At 71.2% G+C, this 8437-nt stretch carries 9 protein-coding genes and 1 pseudogene; 4 read left to right on the top strand and 6 right to left on the bottom strand.

Annotation, left to right across the window (positions count from 1 at the left end; translation table 11 throughout):
* Nucleotides 1–35: 35 nt before the first annotated feature.
* From AC1D2K_RS24020 to AC1D2K_RS24030, 3 genes are all read right to left on the bottom strand, one after another.
* Entirely contained in the window at nt 36–872 is an 837-nt protein-coding gene (locus AC1D2K_RS24020) for a class II aldolase/adducin family protein (RefSeq protein ID WP_478091528.1), read from the bottom strand.
* A 34-nt stretch (nt 873–906) separates the two neighbouring features.
* Entirely contained in the window at nt 907–2010 is a 1104-nt protein-coding gene (locus AC1D2K_RS24025; protein WP_478091530.1) for an LLM class flavin-dependent oxidoreductase, read from the bottom strand.
* Between the two features lie 156 nt (nt 2011–2166).
* Nucleotides 2167–3183, bottom strand: coding sequence for an ABC transporter substrate-binding protein (locus tag AC1D2K_RS24030; protein WP_478091532.1), 1017 nt, complete (start codon nt 3181–3183; stop codon nt 2167–2169).
* Nucleotides 3184–3293: 110 nt separating this feature from the next.
* Here AC1D2K_RS24030 and AC1D2K_RS24035 point away from each other — a divergent pair, with 110 nt between their 5' ends.
* From AC1D2K_RS24035 to AC1D2K_RS24045, 3 genes are read left to right on the top strand one after another with little or no spacing between them, the layout of a single operon-like run.
* The gene (locus AC1D2K_RS24035; protein ID WP_478091533.1) at nt 3294–4505 is read left to right on the top strand and encodes an acyl-CoA dehydrogenase family protein; all 1212 of its coding nucleotides are present in this window, start codon (nt 3294–3296) and stop codon (nt 4503–4505) included.
* Nucleotides 4502–5074 (top strand): cysteine dioxygenase family protein, encoded by a 573-nt coding sequence (locus AC1D2K_RS24040; RefSeq protein ID WP_478091535.1) that lies wholly within the window; start codon nt 4502–4504, stop codon nt 5072–5074. The genes AC1D2K_RS24035 and AC1D2K_RS24040 overlap by 4 nt, the downstream gene beginning before the upstream one ends.
* Nucleotides 5071–6699 (top strand): rhodanese-like domain-containing protein, encoded by a 1629-nt coding sequence (locus tag AC1D2K_RS24045; RefSeq protein ID WP_478091536.1) that lies wholly within the window; start codon nt 5071–5073, stop codon nt 6697–6699. The genes AC1D2K_RS24040 and AC1D2K_RS24045 overlap by 4 nt, the downstream gene beginning before the upstream one ends.
* A gap of 9 nt (nt 6700–6708) precedes the next feature.
* Here the strand turns inward: AC1D2K_RS24045 and AC1D2K_RS24050 are convergent, their stop codons facing one another.
* The 3 genes from AC1D2K_RS24050 to AC1D2K_RS24060 are packed head-to-tail and all read right to left on the bottom strand — an operon-like array spanning nt 6709 to nt 8143.
* Complete coding sequence (locus tag AC1D2K_RS24050) at nt 6709–7431, bottom strand: hypothetical protein (RefSeq protein WP_478091538.1); 723 nt, start codon at nt 7429–7431, stop codon at nt 6709–6711.
* The gene (locus AC1D2K_RS24055; RefSeq protein ID WP_478091540.1) at nt 7344–7721 is read right to left on the bottom strand and encodes a hypothetical protein; all 378 of its coding nucleotides are present in this window, start codon (nt 7719–7721) and stop codon (nt 7344–7346) included. The genes AC1D2K_RS24050 and AC1D2K_RS24055 overlap by 88 nt, the downstream gene beginning before the upstream one ends.
* Nucleotides 7715–8143 (bottom strand): hypothetical protein, encoded by a 429-nt coding sequence (locus AC1D2K_RS24060; protein WP_478091542.1) that lies wholly within the window; start codon nt 8141–8143, stop codon nt 7715–7717. Before AC1D2K_RS24060 ends, AC1D2K_RS24055 begins: the two co-directional genes overlap by 7 nt.
* A 183-nt stretch (nt 8144–8326) precedes the next feature.
* On the opposite strand from AC1D2K_RS24060, the pseudogene AC1D2K_RS24065 reads away from it, so the two are divergent.
* Nucleotides 8327–8437, top strand: a pseudogene (locus AC1D2K_RS24065) (DDE-type integrase/transposase/recombinase); the annotation flags it as partial.

An 8437-nucleotide genomic window follows, 5' to 3' on the forward strand; every position in this document is an offset into this window, starting at 1 on the left:
GGAGAAGGAAGGGTTGTTCATGTTGTGGTTCCGGTTCAGTCAAGCAGTTCGGGCTCGGCCTCGACCAGTCCTTCGTAGAGGCTCTCGAACGCATGCAGCGCGCCCTCGGGGCCGCCGATCTGCTGGTGGGTGTGGCGCGCCACCGCATCGTCGATCGGCTGCGGCGTGCTGCCGGCCGCCTCGGCCAGCAGTTGCGTGTGGCAGGCGTTGTCGAGCGCGATGTACCACCAGGCAGCGGCTTCCACGCTCGGGCCGGCGCTCAGGATGCCGTGGTTCTTGAGGATCGCGCCCTTGCGCCCGCCCAGCGCCCTGGCGATGCGCAGCCCCTCGCTCTCGTCGACCACCATGCCCGTGAAGTCGTCGAAGAGCGCGTGGTCGTCGTGGAACACGCAGGCGTCCTGCGTCAGCGTGTCGAGCTTGCGGCCCAGGGTCGACCATGCCTTGCCGAAGGTCGAATGCGTGTGCGCGGCCGCGATGATCTGCGGGTTGTGTTCGTGGATCGCGGCATGGATCGCGAAGGCCGCCTTGTTCAGCGGGCGCTCGCCGACCACGGTCTCGCCCGCGGCGTTGACCAGCAGCAGGTCCGACACCTTGATGCGCGAGAAATGCACGCCCAGCGGATTGACCCAGAAGTGGTCCGTCAGCTCGGGGTCGCGCGCCGTGATGTGGCCCGCCAGGCCCTGTGCGAAACCGAAGCGGGCGAACAGGCGGAAGGCGCCCGCCAGCCGCTCCTGCCGGTGGCGGCGCTCGGCTTCCACCCCGGCGCGCGGCGCGGGCGGATCGAACCAGTGCTTGCGCTGCGGGTTCGGGTTCAGGGCCAGCCGGCTGCCCGGGCGCTCCCCGCTGCGGTCGATGTCCAGTACGGCGCTCATGCGGTTCCTTCGGGCACGTGGATGCACGGCGAGGTCAAGCGGCCTCGCGCTGCGCGGCGACGCGCTGCGCCACCAGCTCGCGGGTGCGCGGGATCAGTTCGCGGCCGTAGTCGATCGCGTCCTCGAGCGGATCGAATCCGCGGATCAGGAAGGTGGTCACGCCGAGCGCGTGGTAGTCGAGCAGCGCATCGGCCACCTGCTCCGGGGTGCCGACCAGCGCCGTGCTGTTCGAGCGGCCGCCGATCTCCTGTGCGACAGCGGTCCACAGCCGCTTGTCGAGCCGCGTCCCCTGCTCCGCGGCGGCCAGCAGGCGCCTGGCGCCTTCGCTCTGCAGCGGGCCGCCGCGACCGAAGCCCTGCACCACGCGCAGGCGGCGGGTCTCGGCCAGGATGCTGTCGGCGCGCTCCCAGGCCTTGGCTTCGGTCTCGGCCAGGATGGGACGGAACGAGACCGAGAAGCGCACCTGGCGCCCGTGCCTGGCGGCCTCGGCGCGCACCCGGCCGGTGAGTTCGCGCGCCTGGTCCAGCGACTCGCCCCACAGCGCGTACACGTCCGCATGCTTGCCGGCCACCGGGATCGCGGCCTCCGAAGCGCCGCCGAAATACACCGGCACATGCGGCCTGCCGTTGCGCGTCTGCACCGGCTTGACTTCGGAGAAGGCGTCCTTGAAGCGGTAGTGCGCGCCTTCGTGGTCGAAGGGCTGGTCGGCCGTCCAGACCTTGCGCAGCACCTCGAGGTATTCGTCGGTGCGCGCATAGCGCTGGTCGTGGTCGAGCCAGTCGCCGTCGCGCTTCTGCTCGTCGTCGGAGCCGCCCGAGATGTAGTGGACGCCGAGCCGGCCGCCGCTGAACTGGTCGAGCGAGGCGAACTGGCGCGCGGCCAGCGTCGGACTCACGAAGCCGGGGCGATGCGCCAGCATGAAGTGGATGCGATCGGTCACCGAGGCGGCGTAGGCCACGGTCAGGGTCGCATCCGGGCTGGTGGAATGGTGCGGCACCAGGACCCGGTCGAAGCCGGCCTGCTCGTGCGCCTGGGCGAAGGCGCGCACGTAGTCGCGGTCGATGGCAGGGCCGCGTGCGGGATGGATTTCAGAGACCTTCTGGGCCTGGATCATGCCGATGAATTCGATGTTGCTCATGGTGTTGCGTCCTTGGATGAAGTGGGAGTGAAAGAGCGGTTCAGGCCGGCGCCGGGCCGCCCGCGCGGCGAAGTCCGCGCTTCGCGCGTACGGGCGGCCTGCTGATGCCCCCTCGGGGGGCAGCGAACCACACGCAGTGGGGAGCGTGGGGGCCATTCATGCCGGATTGGCGCGCGACAGCGCGGCGTCGAAGCTGCGGTCCCACAGCGGCGCCACGTCGGCGGGGCCGTCGAGCACGCCGAGCTTCTGGAAGGTGTCGGCCACTTGCTGGTGGCTGCGTACCGCGGCGTGGGTCACCGGGCCCAGTCCGTAGTCGTTGCTGCGGCCATTGAAGAGCTCGATGATGTCGCCCACCGGCACCCGGGTCTCGGCCGACTGCGCCTTCGCGTAGTCGAGGTAGTTGTCGTTGGCCCAGGCGTAGGCGCGCTGCAGCCGCAGCAGGAAGTCGGTGATCGCGGCATGGCGCAACGGGTCGTCCACCGCGCGCGGATTGGCATAGACCGGGAAGTTGCCCGAGAGATAGCCCTTGCCGGTCTTGATGACCCGGGCCCCATGCTGGGTGCGCGCAAGCTGGCCGTTGTAGCCGTAGATGGCCCAGGCATCGAGGTCGCCACGGGCGAAGGCCGAGAGCCCGTCGGCCGGGCTCAGGTTGACGGGCTGGATGTCGCTGAAAGACAGCCCCGCCTCCGCGAGCTGCTGGCTCAGGTAGTAGTGGGCGGTGGTGGCCCGCACATAGCCCACGCGCTTGCCCTTGAAGTCGGCGATGGTCCTGATCGGCGCGTCCTTGCGCGCCAGCGTCGCCTGGTTGTTCAGGTCCTCGTGGATCACGGCGATGAAGCGCACCCTGGCCTTCTGCCGGGCAGCGAAGATGGCGGGGATCTCGCTGCCCGAGCCCAGGTCCAGCGCGTCGCCCTGGATGGCCTCGATGTGCAGCACGCCGTTGTTGAGCTCGCGCCAGTCGATCCTGTAGGGCGTGCGGCCCTGGCCCGAGGCCTCGATCAGCGGGCGCCAGAGGCCCTTGTAGGTGCCGATGCGCAGCGTGAGCCCCGAGAGGTCCGGGGTCGCCGCGCGGACCAGCGTGCTCGCGGCGCCGAGGGCGCTGGCGGCGCCCGCCGACTGCAGCCAGCGGCGGCGCGACCATGCGGCGGAGGTGGGGTGGGGTGGCAATGTCATGGACCCAGACCGTAAGGCGTCGAAGTGCGAAAGCGAACGCATGATTCCGAGTTTGGATATGCGGCCTGCGTCGTTGGCCCGGCGCGCCGCGGGCGCTAAGGTGCGAAGCCATGAGTTCCCAAGCCCTGCGCCGCCTGCCGGTGCCTCCCCACGAGGACGCCGCACTGCTCGCGCGCCTGTCCGCCCGCTTCGCCGAAACGGCGGCCGACCACGACCGCGGCGGCAGCTTCCCGCGCGACAACTTCGCCGCACTGCATGCGCAGGGGCTGATCGCACTGGTCGCGCCGCGTGTGCACGGCGGCGGCGGCGCCTCGCTCGAAGCGGCGCGCCGGGTGCTCGCCGCGGTCGCGTACGGCGAGCCCGCGACCGCCCTGATCCTGACGATGACATGGCTGCAGCATCACGCGATCAGCCGCAGCGACAGCCGCTGGCCCGCCCGGCTGCGCGAACGCGTGCTGCGCGACGCCGTGCGCGATGGCGCATTGATCAACGCCTTGCGCGTGGAGCCCGCGCTGGGGTCGCCCGCACGCGGCGGCCTGCCCGCCACGACCGCGCGCCGCGACGGCGATCAATGGCAGCTGAGCGGCCACAAGCTCTACACCACCGGCATCGAGGGACTGCGCTGGCTGTCGGTGTGGGGCYGCACGGACGAGCCGTCGCCGCGCGTCGGCGTCTTCCTGGTGCCGCGCGACGCGCCGGGCGTTCGCGTGGTCGCGAGCTGGGACCACCTGGGCCTGCGCGCATCGGGCAGCCACGAGGTGATCTTCGAGGAGGTCGCCATCCCGCTCGACCATGCGGTCGACCTGCGGCCGCCGGCCGAATGGGCACCCGACGCCGGCAGCCAGACCGACGTCGATGCCCATGCGACGCAGCAGGCCTGGATGGTGGTGCTGCTGGGCACGCTGTACGACGCGGTGGCGCGGGCCGCGCGCGACTGGCTGCTCGGCTTTCTCAACCACCGGGCCCCCAGCGGCCTGGGCGCGCCGCTGGCCAGCCTGCCGCGGATGCAGGAAACGGTCGGCGAGATCGAGGCCCTGCTGCGCACCAACCGCGTGCTGCTCGACCAGGCGGCCGCCGAAGTCGACGCCGGCCACGCGCCTTCGGCAGCCGACAGCGGCCTGTTGAAGTACACGGTCACGACCCAGGCGATCCGCGCGGTCGAGCTCACGCTGCAATCGAGCGGCAACCACGGCCTGACACGTCACAACCCGCTCGAGCGGCACTACCGCGACGTGCTGTGCAGCCGCATCCACACGCCGCAGAACGACGCCATCCTGGTGGCCGCGGGCAAGCGCGCCCTGGGCGCCGCGGCCGCGCGATGAGCGCGGCGCCGCTGCACGATTTCGTGGCCGACTTCGCCCGCCTGCTCGATCGGCGCCCGGGCGAAGCCGACATCCTCGAAGCGGGCGGCCGCCTGCTGCGCCGGCTGGTGTCGCGCGACGACTGGCTGCCGGAAGCCTTCGCGCAGCCCGATCCCGCGCGCTACCAGCAGTACCTGCTGCATGCCGACGCGGCCGGGCGCTTCTCGGTCGTGAGCTTCGTCTGGGGGCCCGGACAGGCCACGCCGGTGCATGACCACACGGTGTGGGGCCTCATCGGCATGCTGCGCGGCGCCGAGTACAGCCAGCCCTATCGCGAGCAAGACGGCCGGATGGCGGCCGACGGGCCGCCGCTGCGGCTCGACCCCGGCGATGTCGAGGCGGTGTCGCCCACGGTGGGCGACGTGCACCGCGTGCACAACGCCTTCGACGACCGGGTGTCGATCAGCATCCATGTCTATGGCGCCGACATCGGCGCCGTGCAGCGCCATACTTATCCCGCCGCCGGCGGGCGCAAGCCCTTCGTCTCGGGCTACGCCAACACGCAGCTTCCCGATCTCCGCAGAACATGACCGCCGCCATCGCCCAAGCCACTGGATTCCCCACCCTGTCCTTCGCCGACGTGCGGGCGCAGCTCCTGGCACATCACGAGATCGCACTGCTCGACGTGCGCGAGGAAGACCCCTTCGCGCAGGCCCATCCGCTGTGGGCGGCGAACCTGCCGCTGTCGAGGATCGAGCTCGACGCCTGGCGGCGCATTCCGCGCCGCGACACCCTCCTCGTGCTCTACGGAGAGCACGCGGGTGCCGACCTCGCACCGCTGGCCGCCAGCCGGCTCGCCGCGCTGGGCTACAGCCGCGTTCATCTGCTCGAAGGCGGTCTCGACGGCTGGCGTCGCGCGGGCGGCGAGCTGTTCCGCGACGTCAATGTGCCGAGCAAGGCCTTCGGGGAACTGGTCGAGCACGAGCGGCACACGCCCTCCCTCTCGGCGCAGGAGGTCAAGGCGCTGATCGATGCGCGCGCCGACGTCGTGATGCTCGACGCGCGGCGCTTCGACGAATACCGGACCATGAGCATTCCGACCGCGACCAGCGTGCCCGGCGCCGAACTGGTGTTGCGGGTGCGCGAGCTGGCGCCCGACCCGGCCACGCGGGTGATCGTCAACTGCGCGGGTCGCACGCGCAGCATCATCGGCACGCAGTCGCTGGTCAACGCCGGCATCCCCAATCCGGTCGCGGCCCTGCGCAACGGCACCATCGGCTGGAAGCTCGCCGGGCAGGTGCTGGATCACGAGGCCGCGCGCCAGGCACCCGCACCGGGCGCGGCGAATCGCGCCCTCGCCCAGGCCGGTGCGCAGGACGTGGCCCGCCGCGCGGGCGTGCGCTGGATCGGCCTCGACGCCCTGCCCACGCTCGATGCGCCGGACCGCAGCGTCTACCGCTTCGACGTGCGCACGCCGCAGGAATACGAGGCCGGCCATCTGCCGGACTTCGCCAGCGCGCCCGGGGGCCAGCTGGTGCAGGAGACCGACCATCACGTGCCGGTGCGCGGGGCGCGCATCGTGCTGGCCGACGACGACGGCGTGCGGGCGCCGATGACGGCCTCGTGGCTGGCGCAGATGGGATGGGAGGTCTACGTCACGCAGCCGCAGCCCGAGGCGGCACGCAGCGCCATCGGCACTGCGCCGGCCGGGCATCCGGCCGCACCGCCGGTGGCGGAGGTCTCGCCGGCCGAGCTGGCGCAGGCACTGCAGGCCGCGCCAGGCGATATCGGGGTGATCGATGTCACGGCCAGCCTCCAGCACGCGAAGCGCCATATCCCGGGCGCCTGGTTCGCGATCCGCGCCCAGCTCGCGCAGGCCCTGGACGCGATCCCGCCCGCGCGCCGCTACGTGCTGACCTGCGGCAGCAGCCTGCTGGCGCGCTTCGCCGCCGCCGATCTGCGGGCCGCGCTCGCGGTCCGCGGCAGCGCTGCCGAGGTGGCCGTGCTGGCGGGCGGCAATGCCGCCTGGTTCGCGGCCGGACTGCCGGCCGAGAGCGGCCTGCCGCGCGCCGCGACACCGGCCACCGATCGCTACCGCCGCCCCTACGAAGGCACCGACGCGCCCGCCGCGGCGATGCAGGCCTATCTGGACTGGGAGTTCGGCCTGGTGGCGCAGCTGGGCGTCGACGGCACGCACGGGTTTCGCGTGCTCTGAGCTCCCAGGTCAGAGCCGCGCCAGATCGGGCCCGTCCTTGGGGCCGAACCAGGCGCGGCGATAGGCCTCCCGGGCCACGCGCTCGGCGTTGGCGTCGCCCTTGCGGCGCTCGACCTCGGCCAGGCCGGCCAGCGCCCAGCCGTTGTTCCGGACCCGGGCCAGCGAATCCCTGAACGCCTGCTCGGCCTCGTCGAGCCTGCCCTGGCGCAGCCGGACCGAACCCAGCGATTGCCGCACCGGGTAGTACCAGTAGGGCGGCTCGGTGTAGGCCAGCGCGTCTTCGATGGCGACGGCCTCGGTGTAGGCCTTGGCGGCACCCTCGAGGTCGCCCGCGGCATCGGCCAGCCGGCCGGTGGCGACCAGACCCGCGGTGCGCACGATCTCCTTGGCCGGCAGCCCCCAGGCCTCGAAGGGCTTGAAGTCGACCGTGCGCTCGATCGCGGCGATGGCGTCGATCTCGCGCTGCGCCCCGGCCTTGTCCTTGCGCTGCGCGTAGGCGATGGCGCGCGCATAGTGGTACATGGTCGACACCAGCACCACGTCGTCGGAGGGCGCTGCCAGCCTGAGGATGGTGTTGGGGTCGCTGAACTGGGCGCGTGTCGTGTAGTGCGCCGCCTTGATCGGCTGCAGGATGGGGAACATCTTCACCAGGTCGGCGGGCACMGAGGCGTCGAGCTTCGCGGCCGCATCGATCGCCGTGCCGCCGTTGCTGCCCATCTGCGCCGAGACCATAACGAAATGGATGTGTGCGGGTAGTAGGCGGCCTTGTAGAGCGGGTCCGACGGCGTCCTGAAGTAGGTCTCGTCGACCTGGATCGCACGCCGATTGGCCTCCAGCGACTCGCGGTACAGCCCCACGCGGTAGTAGATGTGCGCGGGCATGTGGACCAGGTGGCCGGCGCCGGAAACCAGCGCGCCCAGCCGCTTCGCGTAGGGCAGCGCGCGGTCCGGCTGGGTCGACGCCTCCACCGCGTGGATGTACAGGTGGATGGCGCCCGGGTGGGTGTTGTTGCGCTTCAGCACCGTCTCCAGGTGGCGACGATCTCGGCGCCGCGTCCCTTCGGCTCGGCGCCGCCGGCTTGCCAGTAGTCCCAGGGTTGCGTGTCCATGGCGGCTTCGGCAGACAGCACCTGCAGCGTGTCGTCGGTCGGGAATCGCGCCGCCACGGCCTTCATGGCGTCCGCATAGGCGCCATCCAGCGCGCTGCGCTCGGGCGGGGCATCGGCGGCGTAGCGTTTCTCGAGCGCGCCGACCAGCATCTGCTCCAACTCGCTCGCCCGTCCCTTGAGGGCCACCGCCCTGGACAGCGCGGCCAGCGCCAGCGCATTGGCCTCGGGCATCATCGGGACATTGATATTCGGGCCCAGCACCAGTGCCTCGCCCCAGAAGCACATGGCGCACTCGGGATCGAGCTTCTGCGCCGCCTGGAACGCGGAGCGTTGCAATGCGACGCGGCGATGCGAGGATCATCGGCGTGCTCTCCAATGCCACGCCAATCTTTTCGACGCTCATGCTAACCGTGATTTCGGGTGGATCAGTATCTCTGCAGGTGGCCGGGGCCATGTTGCTAGTGACCGGCGCGAGCGTTGCGGTTTTCCTTTCAACGGGCAATCAAGATCCTGCCCGTACTGGCGTCGGTGTTCCGGCGGCGCAAACGCCCTGTGGGCACGAGTTGGCGAATGGACGAAACCTATATCAAGGTCGCCGGCCAGTGGAAGTATCTGTACCGAGCCGTGGAT

It is taken from the genome of Variovorax sp. P1_H12_2, from assembly GCF_056405335.1.